General features: G+C 42.7%; 18 protein-coding genes. 9 read left to right on the top strand and 9 right to left on the bottom strand.

Annotated elements, in window-relative coordinates; translation table 11 throughout:
* Positions 1-36 precede the first annotated feature (36 nt).
* From ACRHOZ_RS14535 to ACRHOZ_RS14505, 7 genes are all read left to right on the top strand, one after another.
* Positions 37-1,506 (top strand): lipopolysaccharide biosynthesis protein, encoded by a 1,470-nt coding sequence (locus ACRHOZ_RS14535; protein WP_431126862.1) that lies wholly within the window; start codon positions 37-39, stop codon positions 1,504-1,506.
* Entirely contained in the window at positions 1,496-1,930 is a 435-nt protein-coding gene (dut, locus tag ACRHOZ_RS14530; RefSeq protein WP_431126860.1) for a dUTP diphosphatase, read from the top strand. The genes ACRHOZ_RS14535 and dut overlap by 11 nt, the downstream gene beginning before the upstream one ends.
* 150 nt (positions 1,931-2,080) lie before the next feature.
* Positions 2,081-3,097 carry a sugar phosphate nucleotidyltransferase gene (locus tag ACRHOZ_RS14525; RefSeq protein ID WP_431126858.1) on the top strand — a complete coding sequence of 339 codons (1,017 nt, stop codon included), beginning with the start codon at positions 2,081-2,083 and terminating at the stop codon, positions 3,095-3,097.
* Between the two features lie 28 nt (positions 3,098-3,125).
* Positions 3,126-4,043, top strand: coding sequence for a tetratricopeptide repeat protein (locus tag ACRHOZ_RS14520; RefSeq protein ID WP_431126856.1), 918 nt, complete (start codon positions 3,126-3,128; stop codon positions 4,041-4,043).
* Positions 4,043-4,831, top strand: a complete 789-nt coding sequence (locus ACRHOZ_RS14515; protein WP_431126854.1) for a DUF4292 domain-containing protein — start codon at positions 4,043-4,045, stop codon at positions 4,829-4,831. The genes ACRHOZ_RS14520 and ACRHOZ_RS14515 overlap by 1 nt, the downstream gene beginning before the upstream one ends.
* Before the next feature lies 1 nt (position 4,832).
* Positions 4,833-6,059: a murein hydrolase activator EnvC family protein gene (locus tag ACRHOZ_RS14510; protein WP_431126852.1), complete on the top strand. Its 1,227-nt coding sequence runs from the start codon at positions 4,833-4,835 to the stop codon at positions 6,057-6,059.
* A 1-nt stretch (position 6,060) separates the two neighbouring features.
* Positions 6,061-6,897 carry an aldo/keto reductase gene (locus ACRHOZ_RS14505; RefSeq protein ID WP_431126850.1) on the top strand — a complete coding sequence of 279 codons (837 nt, stop codon included), beginning with the start codon at positions 6,061-6,063 and terminating at the stop codon, positions 6,895-6,897.
* Between the two features lie 130 nt (positions 6,898-7,027).
* On the opposite strand, the gene ACRHOZ_RS14500 is transcribed toward ACRHOZ_RS14505, so the two are convergent.
* Both ACRHOZ_RS14500 and ACRHOZ_RS14495 read right to left on the bottom strand, forming a co-directional pair.
* Complete coding sequence (locus ACRHOZ_RS14500; RefSeq protein ID WP_431126848.1) at positions 7,028-7,540, bottom strand: acyl-CoA thioesterase; 513 nt, start codon at positions 7,538-7,540, stop codon at positions 7,028-7,030.
* Between the two features lie 61 nt (positions 7,541-7,601).
* Positions 7,602-8,546 carry an SPOR domain-containing protein gene (locus ACRHOZ_RS14495; RefSeq protein ID WP_431126846.1) on the bottom strand — a complete coding sequence of 315 codons (945 nt, stop codon included), beginning with the start codon at positions 8,544-8,546 and terminating at the stop codon, positions 7,602-7,604.
* 104 nt (positions 8,547-8,650) lie between these two features.
* Here ACRHOZ_RS14495 and dprA point away from each other — a divergent pair, with 104 nt between their 5' ends.
* Positions 8,651-9,757, top strand: a complete 1,107-nt coding sequence (dprA, locus tag ACRHOZ_RS14490) for a DNA-processing protein DprA (protein WP_431126844.1) — start codon at positions 8,651-8,653, stop codon at positions 9,755-9,757.
* A gap of 412 nt (positions 9,758-10,169) precedes the next feature.
* On the opposite strand, the gene trpS is transcribed toward dprA, so the two are convergent.
* Together trpS and ACRHOZ_RS14480 are read right to left on the bottom strand one after the other, a co-directional pair.
* Positions 10,170-11,138, bottom strand: a complete 969-nt coding sequence (gene trpS, locus ACRHOZ_RS14485) for a tryptophan--tRNA ligase (protein WP_431126842.1) — start codon at positions 11,136-11,138, stop codon at positions 10,170-10,172.
* 85 nt (positions 11,139-11,223) lie between these two features.
* A complete protein-coding gene (locus ACRHOZ_RS14480) occupies positions 11,224-11,466 on the bottom strand; it encodes a GlsB/YeaQ/YmgE family stress response membrane protein (RefSeq protein WP_420401493.1) in 243 nt (80 codons plus the stop codon).
* A gap of 56 nt (positions 11,467-11,522) precedes the next feature.
* Between ACRHOZ_RS14480 and ACRHOZ_RS14475 the strand changes: the two genes are divergently transcribed.
* Positions 11,523-12,254 (top strand): lysophospholipid acyltransferase family protein, encoded by a 732-nt coding sequence (locus ACRHOZ_RS14475; RefSeq protein WP_431126840.1) that lies wholly within the window; start codon positions 11,523-11,525, stop codon positions 12,252-12,254.
* On the opposite strand, the gene ACRHOZ_RS14470 is transcribed toward ACRHOZ_RS14475, so the two are convergent.
* The 5 genes from ACRHOZ_RS14470 to recA all read right to left on the bottom strand — a co-directional run bounded on the left by ACRHOZ_RS14470 (position 12,237) and on the right by recA (position 17,255).
* Entirely contained in the window at positions 12,237-13,403 is a 1,167-nt protein-coding gene (locus tag ACRHOZ_RS14470) for a histidine kinase (RefSeq protein WP_431126838.1), read from the bottom strand. The two genes, ACRHOZ_RS14475 and ACRHOZ_RS14470, sit on opposite strands and share 18 nt — an antisense overlap.
* 226 nt (positions 13,404-13,629) lie before the next feature.
* Positions 13,630-15,162: an outer membrane beta-barrel protein gene (locus ACRHOZ_RS14465; protein ID WP_431126836.1), complete on the bottom strand. Its 1,533-nt coding sequence runs from the start codon at positions 15,160-15,162 to the stop codon at positions 13,630-13,632.
* The gene (locus tag ACRHOZ_RS14460; RefSeq protein WP_422349671.1) at positions 15,163-15,693 is read right to left on the bottom strand and encodes an RNA polymerase sigma factor; all 531 of its coding nucleotides are present in this window, start codon (positions 15,691-15,693) and stop codon (positions 15,163-15,165) included.
* Between the two features lie 42 nt (positions 15,694-15,735).
* Positions 15,736-16,158 (bottom strand): hypothetical protein, encoded by a 423-nt coding sequence (locus tag ACRHOZ_RS14455; protein WP_431126834.1) that lies wholly within the window; start codon positions 16,156-16,158, stop codon positions 15,736-15,738.
* Positions 16,159-16,247: 89 nt separating this feature from the next.
* On the bottom strand, positions 16,248-17,255 hold the full coding sequence (recA, locus tag ACRHOZ_RS14450) for a recombinase RecA (RefSeq protein WP_431126832.1): 1,008 nt from the start codon (positions 17,253-17,255) through the stop codon (positions 16,248-16,250).
* Positions 17,256-17,337: the final 82 nt, after the last annotated feature.

The raw sequence follows: 17,337 nt of genomic DNA, 5'->3' as shown, positions 1-17,337 counted from the left end.
TCTTCAAAGGAATGGTATTATAACAAGTAGTTTCTATTGAACCCACTTAAGCGGCTTTTTAAACAGACTTTTATCTATGGCCTGGCCACCGTTTTGCCCAGGGTACTTTCCTTCTTCCTTCTTCCCTTGTACACTTCGGTTTTTGAAAACGCGGCAGGTTATGGGCAGTATATCAACATCTATGCTTGGATAGCGATATTCAATGTTTTTTTGGCCTATGGGATGGAGACCGCTTTTTTTCGATTTTATCATAAACAGGAAAATAAAAGGTCGGTCATTTCCACTTCTTTGATTTCCCTTTTATGTTCCTCGCTGCTGTTTTTGATTTTGGCTTTGGTTGTCAAAGAGAACTTGGCCAATATCACCAACATCAATATCGATTATATCAAGTTTACCACGTATATTTTGGTGCTGGATGCCTTGGTAATCATTCCTTTTGCCTTACTAAGAGCTCAGGAAAAACCTATGAAATATGCCATGTTGAAAACGATCAATGTGGCAATCAACCTTGGGTTCAATGTATTTTTCCTTTTGATCCTCCCTGGACTCGCGCAGCAAAATCCAGAAGGGTTTTTGGCGGGAATGTACCATGAGGGATGGGAAATTCAGTATATCTTCATTTCCAACATTATTGCCAGTGGAACAACGCTGTTATTATTGTTGCCCACCTATTTTAAAACGTCCTATAGCTTCGATTTTTCCATTTGGAAAGGTATGCTCAAATATGCAGGCCCCGTAATGGTAGCAGGGGTTGCTTTTACCATCAATGAGGTATTTGATAAAATTCTATTGACCGAACTTTTACATCCTGATGTGGCCGAGGCCGAGGTGGGCAAATATGGGGCCTGTTATAAATTGGCCCTGTTTATGACCCTTTTTGGAACCGCATTTAGAATGGGCGTGGAACCCTTCTTTTTTAGCCATGCAAATTCGGAGAAACCCCAAAAAACATATGCACAGATTACCAATTACTTTGTCATTTTGGGAAGCCTGATATTGCTCACGGTGATTGTCTTTGTGGAACCTCTGGGAAAACTATTGATTCGGAATTCTACCTATTGGGAAGCGCTTCGGGTGGTACCCATTATTCTTTTGGCCAGTTTTTGCTTGGGGATCTATCATAACCTATCGGTATGGTATAAGGTTACGGACCAGACCAAGTTTGGCGCTTACATTTCCTCAATTGGAGCTTTGATCACCTTGATCGTTAATGTGGCCTTTATTGATAAAATTGGGTATATGGCTTCCGCCCTTGCAACCCTGGCCGCTTACGGAAGCATGATGCTCATGTCCTATTACTTTGGGAGAAAGTACTACCCAGTTCCTTACAACATGAGGAAAATCATTTTCTACATGTCAGTTTCTTTGACTTTTTCTGCCCTCGCCTTCTACGTTTTTAACCGAAATTTAATAGCTGGAGGCCTGTTACTTTTATTATTTTTGATGTTAGTTTATAAAATGGAAGGGGATAAGTTAAAGACCATATTTTTGCAGCGTGAAAGTTAAGATCATCAATAAATCAAACCACCCATTGCCCCATTATGAAACTATAGCTTCGGCTGGAATGGACCTGAGGGCAAATATCGACCAACCCATCACATTAAAATCCTTGGAAAGAACCATAATCCCAACAGGTCTGTATATAGAACTGCCTGTTGGCTATGAAGCACAGGTAAGGCCCCGTAGTGGATTGGCAGCTAAAAAAGGAATCACGGTTTTGAATGCCCCTGGCACTGTAGATGCCGACTACAGGGGGGAGGTCGGGGTTATTTTGGCCAACTTGTCCACAGAGGATTTTACCATTGAAGATGGCGAACGGGTGGCCCAAATGGTCATTGCCAAACACGAACAAGCCGAATGGATCGAGGTGGAAGAACTTTCCAATACAGATAGAGGGGCTGGAGGGTTTGGAAGTACGGGCTCACAATGATTTCCTGTTCAAGCAAAAATGAATCTGAGGAATTACTGAAATTTGTGTCCATCTATTATGTGGAGAAACAATTTTTAAAAAGTTAAAATAAGTTTTCCCCCAAAAAAAGAATTTTTAACTAAAAAAACACCTGCTGGAGCAGGCAATTATATGAAGATTATAGTACCTATGGCGGGACGGGGATCTCGCTTAAGACCACATACATTAACCATTCCCAAACCATTGATACCTGTGGCAGGAAAGCCCATTGTACATCGTTTGGTGACGGATATTGCCAAGGTGCTGGGTGAACAAATCGAGGAAGTAGCCTTCATCCTGGGAGATCCTGCGTTCTTTGGCGATGATGTGGTTGGGAGCCTAATGAACTTGGCCGAAGAATTGGGAGCAAAAGGATCCATTTATAGGCAAGATGAACCGCTTGGCACTGGACACGCCATTATGAGCGCCAAGGAATCCCTTAGCGGCCCCGCTGTAATTGCTTATGCGGACACTTTAATTCGTGCGGATTTTGATCTGGATAAGTCGGCTGACAGTGTAATATGGGTTAAACAGGTGGAGCATCCGGAAGCATTTGGGGTAGTCAACCTGAATGAGGACAATGAGATTGTTGAGCTGGTGGAAAAGCCCAAGGAATTTGTGTCTGATCTAGCAGTTATTGGCATCTACTATTTTAAAGATGTTGGAGTCCTGAAAAATGAGCTTCAATATGTACTTGATAACAACATCGTGCATGGCGGGGAATATCAAATCAATGACGGAATCAAACGGATGATGGAGAAGGGCATGAAGTTTGTTCCTGGAAAGGTGGATGAATGGATGGATTGCGGAAACAAAAATGTAACCGTAGAAACCAATCAACGGATGTTGGGCTTTTTGGAAAAGGACGGTGAAAGTTTGATCGCTGATTCAGTAAAACAGGAAAATGCAAATATCATTGAACCCTGTTTCATTGGCGAAAATGTAATACTAAAAGACACGACCGTTGGCCCATATGTTTCAATAGGGGCGGACACTGTCGTGGAGAACTCTACCATAAAAAACAGTTTGATACAAAGCAACAGTAGGATTTCCAATGCCAATCTGGATAATGCCATGATTGGCAACAATGTGGTTTTTGACGGCAACTTCGAATCCATTAGTATTGGGGACTATTCCGTATTGGTATAAATAGCTGGCAGATATAAGTGATGGACGGATGAAAAAGAACTTTAATTTTTGGGCTGTATTGGCCCTGTTCCTCGGAACGGGATATACAATCTATGCCCAGGAAGAAGAGAGCGCCGAAGTCTATCTGGAGGAATATACCGACGAATTTCAAGAGACCTTCTTTGAGGCGGTAAAGCAGAAGAGCATCCAAAATTATGATAAGGCCATCAACCTTTTTTTGGAATGTAAGCAATTGGATGTTTCAAGTGATGTTATTGACTACCAATTGGCCAAAACCTATTTTTTGGATAAGCAATATATCCAAGCCCAAGAATATGCCATTGCAACCCTCATGGCCAAATCAGAGGATTTTTGGTATTTGGAAAACCTCGTCAACATTATTGAAGCGCAAGGGAGTTCTATTGAATCGTTGAAGGGGCGGTTACCTTTAGAAAATTCGAAGTTAAAGGAGAACCTGGCATTGATTTACTTCAAACAGGCTAAATATGGCAAGGCTCAAAAGGTTTTAAAAGAAATGGGCAACTCCAAATTTGCCAATGAGCTTGGATTGAAAATAAAGGATTCCTTAAACAAGAAGAACAAGGACTCCACGGCAAAACCGGTAAAGGAAGATACTCCCCAAGAAGATGATCCAGTGTCCCAGAATGTTGCCAAAATGGAGGAGCTTTTAGGGACATCGGACTACGGGGCTTTGGAAAAAGTGGCCGAGGAAGCACTGGAAGCTTATCCATTACAGGCTTATTTTCACTATGCCTATGGAGCAGCCCTTAATGGAAAATCGGACACGGCAAAAGCCATAGAAGTGTTGGAAGGAGCTTTGGATTTTTTATTTGACGACGATGCTCTTGCCAATAAAATATATAAGGAACTTTCCAAGGCCTACACTAAAATTGGAAATTCCTCCAAGGCAACAGAGTATCTTAACAAAATAAAACCCGGATTGTAATGATGGGCATTCAATTTAATCTAAAAAGCCTTTATTCAGCAATTGCGATTGCCCTGTTGATGGGCTTTACCGCTTGTAAATCTGCCAAGAGTGTAACTGGCGGTGAAGTGGATTCTAGGCTATCTACCAAACGGATCATTGAGAACCATTATGCGAACCAGCTTGAATTTAAAACTCTAAGTGGGCGGGTCAAAATTGATTATTCTGATGGTGAAGATGCCCAAGGGGTCACGGTGAGTCTCCGAATGGAAAAAGATGAGGTGATTTGGATCAGCGCTCCATTGGGAATGGTTAAGGCTCATATTACCCCAGAGCGGGTATCTTTCTATAACAAACTGCAGAACGAATATTTTGACGGGGACTTTAGCTACCTAAGCGATTTGCTGGGAACAGACTTGGACTTTACCAAGGTGCAGAACCTGCTTTTGGGCACAGCGGTTTTAGATATGAGGGATGAAAAATATACCTCCACAATAAATGGGAGCAATTATCAGTTAAAACCTAAGAAAGCCAGGGAATTGTTTAAGATCCTGTTCCAGTTGGAACCTGGAAATTTTAAAATTCATTCCCAGGAAATAGCACAGCCAGAAAACAACAGACTGCTAACGGCTGAATATACCTATCAGGATATTTCCGGAAGTATATTGCCCAATGAAATTCATATTGTTGCATTGGAAAATAATGAGAACACAAAAATTGACCTTAGTTTTAAAAGCCTTGAATTGAACAGACCCTTGAATTTTCCCTATAAAATTCCAAAAGGGTTTGATGAAATTATATTAAAGTAATATGTTCAATAAACTCCCATATTGTATTTACCTATTGCTTTTTACCTTGGTATTCACTGGTACGGTTTCAGCTCAGACGAGTGAACAAAAAGCATTGGAGGCCAAAAGGGAGCGACTACAAAAAGAAATCAAGGAAATTAACAGATTACTTTTTGCAGAAAAGAAGGAAAAAGGGAACGTCTTGGATCAAATGGAGGCTTTGGATAATCGAATCAATGTTCGTCAGGAGTTGATTCGTGTTACCAACCAGCAGTCCAACTTACTCAACAGGCAAATCAATGTGAACATCAGAAGCATTAGCAAGCTTCGGGAAGATTTAAAGATTTTAAAGGAGGATTATGCACAATTGATCCGCAAAACTTATCAGAACAGGGCCCAGAACAATCGTTTGATGTTCTTGTTGTCAGCTGACAACTTCTTTCAAGCTTTTAAACGGCTCCAATATATGGAGCAGTATGCTAAGCATAGAAAAAAGCAGGGTGAGGATATTCAGAAAAAGACAGACCAATTGGCTCAATTGAACCAAGAATTGGTCCAGCAAAGAAAGTCCAAGGAGCAATTGCTAGCGGAAAATAAAAGGGTAAAAGCAAGTCTCTTTGATGAGATTCAAACGCAAAAAGACCTGTTGCAGAGCATTCGTCAAAATGAGAGCAAGTATACAGCGGCCATTCAGAAGAAACAACGAGAGGCCCGCAAGATTGACCGGGAGATTGAGCGACTTATTAAAAGCGCAATTGCAAGCACGAACCGAAAAGCAGGCTCTTCAAGCTCAAGAACCAAGTTTGTATTGACCCCCGAAGCCAAATTGGTGGCGACAAATTTCTCGGCCAATAAAGGAAAGCTGATTTGGCCAGTGGAAAAAGGAATTAAAAGCCAGGGGTATGGAGTTTATGCAGATCGCTTTTATCCTGGAATAAAACATAGGAACAATGGGGTTACCATTGCAACGGATAAGGGAAGTAAGGCGCGGGCCATTTTTGAAGGGGAGGTTATTGCCGTAATTGCTGTACCGGGAGGTAGCAAAGGAGTGTCCGTAAAGCATGGTAACTATATAAGCACCTATTATAATCTCACGAATCTTTATGTGAAAAAGGGTGACAAAGTAGCGGCCAAAGACGTTCTGGGAGATGTTTATACCAATCGGTTTGATGGAACCACCAAACTTAAGTTCTATCTTTATCAAGATACAAATCGATTAAATCCAGAAGACTGGATATATCAATTATAGCATGGGAAAAATTACCGATTTACAAGGATCTTTTGAATTACACAATGGAGTCCAAATGCCATATTTTGGTTTAGGCGTATACCTTGCCAAGGATGGGGAAGAAGTGTCCAATGCCGTTAAGGTTGCCCTTAACCATGGGTATAGACATGTGGACACGGCCTCCATCTACAATAATGAGGTGGGTGTTGGCCTTGGCATCAAAGAAAGTGATGTAGACAGAAAGGATGTTTTTGTGGTGAGCAAGGTGTGGAATTCTGACCAGGGATACGACTCCACATTAAAGGCTTTTGATGCCAGTTTGGAACGACTTGGATTGGATTATCTAGATCTTTATCTGATTCACTGGCCCAAGGGTGAGCGCTCCAAAGAAACTTGGAAAGCCATGGAGCGGATTTACAGGGAAAAGAGAGTGCGGGCCATAGGGGTAAGTAATTTTATGCAGCATCACCTCGAAGATGTATTGACCGATGCCGAGATAGTCCCCATGGTAAATCAAATGGAATTTCATCCCTATTTGGTGCAGCAAGACCTTGTCAATTTTTGTAAGAGTAAGGGCATTCAATATGAAGCTTGGTCTCCTATGATGCAAGGGAATATTTTTGATATGCCCATTTTAAAGCAGATGGCGGAAAAATATGGCAAAACCGTGGCCCAGGTTGTACTGCGATGGGATTTGCAGAAAGGTGTGGTCACCATTCCAAAGTCCTCAAAACCGGAGCGCATTGTTTCCAATGCAGACCTATTTGATTTTGAGCTTAGCACGGAAGATGTTCATGTATTGGACAATCTTGACCGTGGCCAGCGCTTTGGCCCAGACCCAAACAATTTTGATTTCTAAAAAGAAAAAGAACCGTGTAAGGCTCTAGCGGCACTTGTTAATTTTTGGAATTGTCACTTCGAACGTAGTCGAGAAGTGCATAAAATTCATAACTTAAAATAGGTCTCGACTGCGCTCGACCTGACAGTATCTAAGAAGTGAATAGAGCCTTCAATTCTGATGCGTCCGAAGGTTTCATTTTGCCTGCTAGAACCAAACTCAGCTGCTTTCTTCGCAAGGCTGCCGCGAACCGTTCTTTTTCCTGTTCGGTTTCAGGTTCCAGCGGAGGCACTTCGGTAGGAATTCCTGTATCGTCAACCGCAACAAAGGTGTAGATCGCCTCATTGGCCTTGGCGCGTTCCCCTGTAAATCGGTCTTCCATCCATACATCAATATAGATTTCCATAGAGGTTCTAAAAGCTCTAGAGACCGCAGCTTCCACAGTAACAACACTTCCAAGAGGGACGGAGCGGTTAAAAGCCACATGGTTCACAGAAGCCGTAACCGTGATTCTACGGCTATGTCTTCTGGCGGCAATACTGGCAGCCCGATCCATACGGGCCAAAAGTTCACCTCCAAATAGATTGTTCAATGGGTTGGTCTCACTGGGTAAAACCATATCGGTCATAACCGTTCTTGATTCACTGGGCTTTTTTGGGCGCATACCTAAAATTTTGCGCAAAGATATTGAAGAGAATTAGGGAATTAAAGAAAAGAGACGGGGATTATCGCTCAGATAATAACCAAGCATCTGGAGATTCCGTTCCTTTGATCTTTTTAAGGTAGGCTAGAGCTTCCTTGGGATCCTCAAAACTGTCATAGGCCACTTGATGGAGCCCAAAGCGGTTAACACCCAAATAAAAGGCATTGTAACCCTGCTTCTTTAGCTGGGCCACCTTCTTTTCGGCATTTTGTTCCACACGGAACGCGCCGGCAATAACATGGTGTTTACCCAATTGCTTTTTGGTTACCTCAATATTCAAAGCTGGGAGTTCAAAGGGCGCACTGTCAAAAAAAGTGGCCTCTTGGATAAGTTGTTCCACCTGATTCCGAGCATCCTCCTGGGTGGCCAATTGGTTTTCCTGTAATTTTTCGTAAGCTCTAAAGGAAGTAGTTCCCACTGAAACAGCCAACAGCAGAATGGCCGCATATTTTAACCATGGTCTAAAAGAGGATTGTTCTCTTTTTTCCGGGGTGATAATAAATGGAATTCGCTCTTCGAGTTCCTCCACTTCTTCCTTAAGGGATTCCCTTTGGATTGGAGTAGCCGCAAACGCAGACAACCCAAAAGAAGAGGTAAGAAAGTTGTTTTTGTTCTCAGGCTGAAACTGCACTTTTTGCTCGTTATTGAGCCATAGTTTTCCAACCCCAAAAAGCTCGATGCTATCCCCTTGGTTCAATCTCTTTTTCCAATCCTCGGCAACGGCTTCCACTTCAGAGAGTATCTCGTCATAGGCCAGACCTTTTACCTCGGCTATATGGGAAACCAAAAGTCCGTCGTTCTTGCTCAACTGCGCATTAAAGGAAACAGACTTGGTGGGAGGAATCAAGGTATTGGTGGACAAATCCAAGGCTGCAGATTTCCCATGGGCCAAAAAGGCACCAAACTCAGGAACCACCACACAATTGTAATTGTACAACAAATTTTCTATGTACGAGTCGATACGCATCGACACAAATATTGCAAAAAATCCCTGAGGACAAAATATGCCTGATAACTTTTTATTAACATTTGAAAATCTGTACTTTGTGAACAACTTAACCTACTTAATAAATGACTGAGGATGAATTTCTTGCGGCTCTTCGGCTGCAGGCTGTACCAAATATTGGGGATTTAACCGCCAAAAAACTGATTGCCCACTGCGGTAGTCCAACAGCAGTTTTTCAAGATAAGGTGCACCACTTATTAAAGATTGAGGGCATTGGAAAAATGATCCTTAAGGGACTTCATGATTCCAATTATGCCCAGGAAGCTGAAAGTGAGTTTGAATTTGTTTCCCGAGAAAAGTTGGACTATTCCTATTTTATGGACATAACCTATCCTGATTATTTAAAGCACTGTGCAGATGGGCCACTACTGCTTTTTCATCGAGGCAACATCGACTTAAAGCACAAGAAGATAATCAGCATTGTGGGCACAAGAAACATTACCAATTATGGAAGTGTGTTCTGCGAGGCTTTTATTGAAGAAATTGCTCCTTTGAATCCGATTATTGTTAGTGGTTTTGCTTACGGAGTGGATATCACGATTCAGAAATTGGCATTGGAGCACGGTTTGCAGACCATTGGTTGTTTGGCACATGGCTTAAATCAAATGTATCCCAAGGCCCATAGAAAATATGTTTCCAGAGTTGAGGAAAATGGCGGGTTCCTCACCGAGTTTTGGAGCACGAGCAATCCTGACCGAGAGAACTTCCTAAAACGAAATCGGATTATAGCGGGCATTAGTGAAGCGACCCTAGTAGTGGAATCGGCGGAAAAGGGAGGCAGCTTGGTCACAGCGGATTTAGCCAATGGATATAATCGGGAAGTTTTTGCAGTTCCAGGACGATATACAGATAAGTATAGCATAGGGTGCAATAATCTTATTAAGCGACAGCAGGCCCATATGCTTACCTCTGCCGCGGAATTGGTTTACCATCTGGGATGGGAATTGGAACCTGAGGAAGCCAAAACTCCCATCCAAAAACAACTCTTTGTTCAACTGGATGAAACCGAAAAATCCATTTACTCTTATCTACAATCGAATGGAAAGCAGCTTTTGGACTTGGTGGCTGTGGAATGTCACTTGCCCATTTTTAAAGTTTCGTCCACACTATTATCCATGGAAATGAAGGGTTTGGTACGCGCCCTTCCGGGGAAGTTGTTTGAAGCGATTTAAAACGTCACGCTGACCATGCAGGAGAACCGCATTTGCCATAAATACATTATGACCAGCTTGTTATGCATTCTGAAAATAAAATGGAAAACCGTCAATTCGAGTTTTTTCCAAAAAGAAAAAGTATCGAGAATGAAGGTTTTTATCATGGAATCCTTGTTTTCGATACTATTTTTTCAGTTTCCAACTCAAAAAATCACTCAAACTGACGGATTCATGATGAAATAGACAATGGGTTATAACAAATCAAAATATGCGTGTTCTTACTCTGAAATAACCAACAATTAGACACGAAGATTGTCGGAACATCATGAAAATATCATTCTGAGCGAAGTGAAGTATCTCTAGGCAATTTCCGGGTTTAGTGGGATTCTTCACCCGTGCCTTGCTCGGGTTCAGAATGACTTAGCAACCCTTAATACCCTATTTTCTCCCGAACACGGGCGAGCACACCATCCGCCACTTTTTTGGCTTTTTCAGCCCCAATGGCCAAAGCCTCATCCACCTCTTTCAAGTTATTCATGTAGTATTCAAACTTTTCCCGTGGCTCGGCAAACCGTTCCATGATAACCTCAAAGAGGGCTTGCTTGGCGTGGCCATAACCGTAGTTTCCCGCAAGATAGTTGGCACTCATCTCTTCAATTTGGTCTGGTTGCGCCAAGATTTTATATAGGGCAAACACATTGTCGTTGGTGGGATCCTTGGGGTCTTCCATGGGAGTACTGTCCGTAACAATGCCCATAATCTGCTTACGCAGTTTTTTATCTGGTTGAAACAGATTGATAAGGTTACCCTTGCTCTTGCTCATTTTCTCGCCGTCCGTACCTGGAATGTACATGGTTTCTTCCTGCACTTTTGCATCTGGTAAAACAAAAGTTTCCCCAAATTGGTGATGGAACCTGGAAGCCACATCACGGGTCATTTCCAAATGTTGGAGTTGGTCTTTTCCAACAGGGACAATGTGGGCGTCGTACAACAAAATATCGGCGGCCATTAACATGGGATAAGAAAATAACCCAGCATTGACATCCTCCAACCGATCTGCCTTATCCTTGAACGAATGCGCCAAGGTGAGGCGTTGGTACGGAAAGAAGCAGCTCAGGTACCAGGCCAGTTCCGTTACCTGCGGAACATCGCTTTGTCTATAGAAAACGGTCTTTTCAATGTCCAGTCCAAAGGCCAACCAAGTTGCTGCAGTGGCATAGGTGTTGTTTCGCAATTCCTCCCCATTTTTTATTTGGGTAAGGGAATGCATATCCGCAATAAAAAGAAACGATTCATTGTTGGGGTCTTGCGCCATTTGAATGGCAGGAACAATTGCCCCCAATATGTTTCCCAAATGCGGAACGCCCGTACTTTGGATTCCTGTTAAGATTCTGGCCATACCTTAATTTTGGCCGTAAAAGTAACAATCCGCATGCGATAAAAAAAGCAAGGATAGACCGCTTGCCGAAAAAGAGGGTAAAATGTTATTTTTTAAAGAGGCCCGCTACAAAAAGAATCACCACGGCACCAATAACTCCAGTAATCAAGTCGCCCACTAGACCTGAGCCAATCTGAACACCCAAGGTGCCAAAGAGCCAGTTGCCCACAGCACCACCAACAATACCCAAGATAATGTTGATCAAGGCACCAAAACCGCCGCCTTTCATGATTTTTCCCGCCAGCCAACCGGCTGCCGCTCCAACTAAAATGGCATACAAAATTCCCATAATCAAGTTTTTAAGGTTGTTTCCTTAAAGATATTCAAAAATTCTACTTTTGAAATATGGTTCAATTTTTCAGAAACATTGGGCATGTCCTTTACCGAATTTGGTTCTATGTGTTGGTTGCCCTTCCCATCTTTCTCTTTTTCCCATTTTTACTCCTGACCGTCTTTTCCGAAAAGACCTATCCGCAGTTTTTTTGGTTGGCCCGAAACCTATGGGCCAGACCCATTTTGTATGGCATGGGCTGTTTCCCAAAAATTGAAAGGGAACAACAAATGAAAAAAGGGAAGAGCTATATGCTGATATCCAACCACACCAGCATGCTCGATATTATGTTGATGTTGGCGGTAAGCAAAAACCCCTTTGTTTTTGTGGGCAAAAAGGAGCTGGTGAAGATTCCCGTTTTTGGTTTTTTCTACAAACGTGTCTGCATTATGGTGGATCGAGACAGCATTAGAAGCAGAACAGGTGTATATCTACGGGCGCAACGAAGATTGGATCAAGGGCTCAGCATTTGTATTTTTCCCGAAGGGGGTGTGCCAGAGGAACACATTGTTTTGGACGCCTTTAAAGACGGGGCGTTTAAGATGGCCATAGCCCATAAGATTCCTGTGGTTCCAATTACTTTTTATGACAACAAAAAACGTTTTTCATTTACCTTTTTTAGTGGAGGTCCGGGGCGGGTCAGGGTCAAAGTACATTCCTTTTTTGAAACAGGAATTTTGGGCGAGGAAGATAAATCTACTTTACGGGAAGAGGTTAGAGAGGTGATTTTAAATGAGCTTAAATAAATTGGGCATGGCCAATACAATTGTACTCTTGTTGGCATTTGAATCCAGATAGTCCTCCTTGCTTATCCGATACCCTTTATGGGTATTTAATAATCGTATTTGATCCAAAAGTTGTGCATTGTGTTCTTGATATTGGGGAGTGGGCTCCAACAAGGAATTCATCTCGTTGTGCTCATGCTGGATTTCCAATAAAACCTGATCTTTTGAAAGTTTAAAGACGATGTTCAGATGAACTTTGTTTCGATTGCTCGACATCAGGTTTTCGATGGTGTTTTCCAACAAGGTTTGGATAAGTGTCGCAGGTACCAAAGCATCCCATTGCCCTACAGGATTCCCAACGTCCAAGGTAAATTCAAATTGGTCGTCATAGCGCAACTTTTGAAGTTTTAAATACCACCCCAGCATTTTAATTTCTTCCTTGAGCTCCACCACCTCAGCTCCCAGATGTTTTAGATTGTGTCTGATAAGCTTGCTAAAGGTGGACAAATATTCCAAAGCCGATTTTTTGTCTTCGGAAGTCACATAGTATTGAATTGCATTTAGCGCGTTGAACACAAAATGGGGATTAAGTTGGGAGTTGAGGGCTTTGAGCTTAAGCTCCATCATTTCTTCCTTGATCTGAAGCAAGCTTTCCTGTTTTTCCCGTAACGCTTTGTTGGCCCGTACGCTTTTGATTTTGATGGCACAAATGGATGCCACGGCGGACAACATTTTTAGGTGGTGCTCGGTAAAAAATCCTTCCTCGGGATGTTCACAGTCTATTACCCCATAGATGATATCTTCATTGGAAATGGGCACGCAGATTTCTGAAAGCCGTTGGTCATCATCCACAATGTATCTGGAATCTTTGGAGGTGTCCGGAACAATTTCGGCTTTCCCCGAAACAGCAACCGCACCAGTAATGCCCTCTCCCAAACCTATTTCAACCGGATTATACAGATTATGATCCTTTGGATTTTTAGGGCCGTAAGCTGCTTTTTGTACCAGTAGCTTTTGATCTTGGTCTATCAAATAGACCACGCAATCCACAAACCCCAGTTTGGCAATGCAGTTCTTGGCGAGATCCCACAAAATCTCATCCTCATTTTCCTTTCCCAAAAGCGATTTGGAAAAATAGATAAGTATGTCCTCAAATTGGTTAGTTTTCAAGTATAAGGGACTTAGAAGGCAGAGTAAATTAAGGATTTTTTGTCACTGCGACACATTTTACAATCAAGTTCAAGGGAAAAATCTGACATGCCTCGTCGAATGAAAGCATAAAAAAACACCCCACAGGAATGCAGGGTGCTTCATGATTGTCTAAAGGGACAATCAACCTAACCAACGTCTTTGTGCGGTTCAGCCCAACAGGAAATTATAGGTGGCCCCTGTTTTTTTAAAATTTGAAGCTGAAACCACTGTAAACTCCAACCGAGAATGGTCTAAAGGAGCCAGAAGTATCGGAAAACGTATTCAACTGATACTTGAATACGGGTTCCAGATTCAATTGCACTTTAGGCGAAAACTTATAGTTGAACCCAAGCCCAACATTGGTACTAAAATTCATGGAGTTGGCATTGTTGGCTTCGCCCACTTCGGTCACTAAACCTTCGGACTCCAACAATACGGAGTTGTCCACCAAGAAAAGGGAACTTACACCACCAATCAGGTCTACTCCAAACTTTTTATCTATAAGACTATAATTCAGCTCCAGGGGAATTTCCAGATAACCCAAGTTTTGGATCATCTTCCCATCCAATACAGCACTGGAACTAAAGTTAACTTCTTCCTTATCCAAACTGAGGGCGCCTTTATCCCTACTTTCCACAACAATATTCTCGGATTGTCTGGCATAGTCTATATTATCAATAAGATTAACGGAGGAGCCATCCAAAGAAGAGGAGAAAACCACATCATTGGTGTCGTATCCAAAATTGACACGGTGCACTCCTGTACGCACCTTTAATTTTTTACCTACCTCATAAGCTACAAAAACACCATAGCTAAGATCTACGTTTCCGGATTTGGAATTGGAAGCAAAAGAGGAATGCACTGGCGACCCTTCGCCAGCTGCGCTAAAGTAGACTGGCGCAATAGATGGCCCAACGGACCATTTGCTGCCAGAGTTTTGGGCAACCACTTCTTCTTCCTGCTCCGCAATGGCATCAAAAATGGATTGTCCTTCATCCTTAGTTTCTTCCACTTGATTTTGGGCAAGGGCTTCTTCTACCTGGGTTGCATTCTCCAGCAAATTGGTTTTGGATTGCTGCTGATTTGAATCGTTGGCAGCTACTGCTTCTTTCTCAAGTTGAGGTGCCAAATCCAACACATCCTTACGTTCCTTGTTTTGCACTTCTTGACCAACAGCATTGCCTTTTTCCGAAGATTCGGTAGTCGCAACATCAGTGTATTCATTGGTTTTTGGCGCATCTTTCCTTAACGGATCCACTTTGGTTGGATTCTGGTTACCAGTCAATGGACTTTCTGCAACTTCCTGCCCGCTCACAAATTGACTTGGATTGGAGCTTACCGAATTGGATTTTCCCTTGCTGGTTTCCGCTACCGCATTGGAATTGGATTCCGAGGAGTTGTTTTCCTGAGTGTCCACCAATCCATCTTCATCAGAAATAGTGGACGGTTCAACCTTGTCCGAGGCATTGTTTTGTTCATCAAGGATTTCGGTGTTTTCCGTTTCCGTAATAATGATCGATTCTTTGTTGTCACTGTCACCAAATGGATTGATCACATACAACAGGATGGCCAGTACGGCTGCAGCTCCCCCAAGCCGCCACCAAATGGGCACAACCCTTTTCTTCTGTTTCTTTTTGTCCAAAGAGGCTTCAATGGATTTCCAGACTGCATCATCCGGAAGCTCCTGAAAGTCTCCCAACTTTTCTTTGAACAATTGCTCTAAATTCTTTTTCCCCATCTAAGCAATGTTTATGTTTTCCTTTTCTATCTTTTCTCTCAAGATCATTTTGGCCCTCGCCAAATTACTCTTGGAAGTGCCTGTGGATGTCCCCAACATCTCACTGATCTCTTTATGGCTATAGCCATCCAATACGTATAGGTTAAACGTTAACCTATATTTATTGGGCAGTTCCTGAATGTACCCCAGTAAGGTGGAAAGGCTTATGTCTGTCTGCTCCGTATCTACTTCCACCTCTTCGCCAACATTTTCCGAGACTACATCCAGGTACTGCTCTTTTCTATATTTCTGAAGCACCGTGTTTACGGTGATTCTTTTGATCCAACCTTCAAATGACCCATTGAACTTGTACTGATCGATCTTGTTGAAGATGGTCATAAAGCTGTCGTGCAAATTATCCTCGGCCTCCGTTCGGTTCCGCGAATACTTGAGACACATACCGAAAAGAATACCGGAATATTTCCGGTACAATTCGGCCTGCGCCTGCCTTTTGCCTTTTTTGCAATTATGTATCAGCTCGTTTATATCCAAATGTTGGTCAATTTTGGATTAAGGATGCCCTTAATGTAATGATTACTCAATTACGGGAATGGTAAATTCCAAAAATTCGGAATTATCGTTTTCATCCTGTCCAGTATAAAACCTAAAATGGTACTCCCCAGTATACAACACTTGAAAATCAAATGAAGCATTTACTTCCTGGACTACCTGAGTGCATGCCGTATCATCGGTCAGAACAGAACCAATAACAACCACTTCGCGGTCGGTCTGGGCCGTTCTGGCCACATCAAATCCTTCAAAAAATGTACAGCCGTTAGGTCTTACATAGGTGACCTCAATGCTATAGGTTTCATTCAGTTCAAAGGATTCGGGGACGTTGGCATCCACAATGGACAAGGTAGTAAAACGAAAGTTTTGACCATCATCCAAATCACAGGCATTGAACAGCCCCGCTGTTCCAATAAGCATGATAAGCATTATTGCCTTTCTCATCATAAAAATTTCCTTTTTTATTCCTAGATGAACAGCAATCATAAGGGTTGCGTAAGATTTGCAACCTTAAATCCAGTTATTTGTTGGGAGTGCTATGCGCTTACCAAGGAAATGGCTTCCTTGATCTTGCCCTCCAGCTCCTCGGAAAGCTCTGGATTGTCTTGTAGCAGTGCCTTTACGGCATCCCTTCCCTGGCCTAATTTGGTGTCTCCGTAACTGAACCAGGAACCGCTTTTCTTCACAATTTCATAGGCCACTCCGAGGTCTAGGATTTCCCCAATTTTCGAAATGCCTTCTCCGTACATAATATCAAATTCTGCAGTCCTAAAGGGTGGTGCCACTTTGTTCTTTACCACTTTAACACGGGTCTTGTTTCCTTGAACACCACCATCCGTGTCCTTTATTTGGGTGGAGCGACGGATATCCAAGCGAACCGAAGCGTAGAATTTTAGTGCATTACCCCCGGTAGTCGTCTCAGGGTTTCCGAACATGACCCCAATTTTTTCGCGTAGCTGGTTGATAAAGATGACCGTACAATTGGTCTTGCTAATGGTTGAGGTCAACTTACGCAGAGCCTGCGACATCAATCTAGCATGCAATCCCATTTTGGAATCTCCCATTTCCCCTTCAATCTCACTTTTTGGGGTTAGGGCCGCAACAGAATCCACAATAACAATGTCAATAGCTCCAGAGCGAATCAGGTTGTCCGCAATTTCCAAAGCCTGCTCCCCATGGTCGGGCTGGGAAATGATCAAGTTGTCAATATCCACGCCCAATTTTTGGGCATAAAAACGGTCAAAGGCATGTTCCGCATCAATAAAAGCGGCAATGCCTCCATTTTTTTGCGCCTCGGCAATAGCATGAAGCGTCAAGGTAGTTTTACCGGAAGATTCGGGCCCATAAATCTCGATGACCCTACCCCTTGGATAACCGCCAACGCCCAAAGCAATGTCCAAACCTAAGGATCCAGATGGGATAACATCCACATCCTCAACTACACTGTCCCCCAGTTTCATGACAGCTCCTTTTCCATAGGTTTTGTCCAATTTATCCAGGGTTAGTTTTAAGGCTTTTAACTTTGCTTCTTTCTCGTTGCTCATGGTATCATCTTATTTGGAAGGCTAAAAATACCATTTCTTTTGGCACGCAACAACAGCCTCACGCAACCTTTTTGAACAACTG

The sequence above is a fragment of the Flagellimonas flava genome (assembly GCF_050617915.1).
Taxonomy (GTDB): Bacteria; Bacteroidota; Bacteroidia; order Flavobacteriales; family Flavobacteriaceae; genus Flagellimonas; species Flagellimonas flava_A.
The sequence above is the reverse complement of the archived record's forward strand: the minus strand, read 5'-3'. Positions and strand labels throughout refer to the sequence as shown.